This is a genomic window from Candidatus Buchananbacteria bacterium CG10_big_fil_rev_8_21_14_0_10_42_9 (assembly GCA_002773845.1).
GTDB lineage: Bacteria > Patescibacteriota > Patescibacteriia > Buchananbacterales > 21-14-0-10-42-9 > 21-14-0-10-42-9.
In genome coordinates this window covers 1-1,505 of the sequence record PEZZ01000007.1, presented here as the reverse complement: position 1 = coordinate 1,505, position 1,505 = coordinate 1, and the positions used below count along the sequence as shown (strand labels likewise).

General features: G+C 48.0%; 2 pseudogenes (1 of these 2 running past the window's edge). Both read right to left on the bottom strand.

Annotated elements, in window-relative coordinates:
• Positions 1-91, bottom strand: a pseudogene (locus COT81_01095) (hypothetical protein); it reaches 41 nt to the left of the window's first position.
• Between the two features lie 9 nt (positions 92-100).
• Positions 101-1,489: pseudogene (locus tag COT81_01090) on the bottom strand (hypothetical protein).
• Positions 1,490-1,505: the final 16 nt, after the last annotated feature.

Sequence of the window (1,505 nt, the reverse complement as noted above, 5' to 3'; positions counted from 1 at the left end):
CCGTATTGCCGTCATCACATTGCTCAGTTAGCTCAAGTAAGTCGTTGCCGCAGATAGGCGAACCGCTTGAAGTCGGAGTTGAGCCTGACATAACGTTACTAATTTGAGCCACATCTAAAGCAGAACTATAAACGTAAAAATTATCTAGCGATAAGCTATACGGAAATGAATTTGGCCCGTCACTGTCAGTAAACACGCCTGAATTGACGGTATCGTCAACCGCGCCGATGATACGCTTAGAAATATTGATATCATCTTTAGGAGAAATAATTGGGTTAGCCGTACTGCCTTGCGTCACACCGCTTGGCGCTCCATTAATAAAGAATTGGACTTGCCCAGCCGGTCCGCTCTGCCACGTTACGGCAATGTGATCCCATTGAAAATTAGATAAGGTTGGATTAGACACCGTTCCGGTTGCACAATAAATAGACGCGTTGGTTCCGTCAGACAACCATAAAAATGGGCTCCGTGCGCCGCCGCAGGCCGCGCCGGTTGGGCCGATACCAAAAATATAGCTGTAGTCTAAAGCCGAGCTACCTTGCGAAGACAAAATGGCGTTTAATCCATCGTCAACGCCGCTTACCCATGCCGCTAATGTAGCCTGTTGGCCAAGTTCTAAGTCTTGCGAACTGGATACCGGAATAGACATATAAGTGCCGGCATCGCCGCCAAGCCTCAATGACCCCCAGGCGAAACTGGAACCCGGACCGATTGTACCGGTATCATTAGAAACTCCTGTTGGCGCCGTGTCATTAGCTGTCGTGCCTGACCCTTCATCAAATTCAAAAGCGGCTACTAAGTCACAGGTGCCATTTCCAGGATTAATATTTGGATCATTATCATTGCAATCCGTTGCCGCGCCGGCTGAACAGCTAGCGTCCCCGGGCGAACCATAACCATCTCCATCGGTGTCGGTACACGAGCTTGATGGCGGCGGAGGAGTCCCTGAGCCAGCCGTGCATCCTCCGCAAAAGTAAGAGTCTATATCATTAGTGTCATCACATTGATTAATGTTAGTTGGAACTACCTGGGCGCTAATATCAAGATTGCCGCCGCTATCAATTACCGGGGTGCCGCTTAAAGTCACAATTTGAACCGGCGGCGAAGTTACTCCCACGGGGAGCGAATTTATGGTTGTAGAATCAATTACCGCCCCTCCAGAATTATTATCAATAAATTGGACATCAAAAGGAGTGATTACATCAGCCTCACCAATATTTGTTACCCGCACATCGATAGTGACAACGCCGGATGATTCAGTTACATCCGTGATCCTTGGAATAATATCGCTTAAGCTGGTGTCGGAAATCGCTAGCTGATTAACCCTAAAATTGTTAAATGTGTCTGGATTAGATTGCTCGGCAACTGGAATTGTCCCGTCATCGTTGACATTGGTAATATGATATGTGTGCTGGTTCCAAATTGGACGTGTCGGATTCCAACTTAATCCGGCCGGCGGTTCATACACAATAATCCCGCGGCAATCAATGCCAGCCGCATTGCAA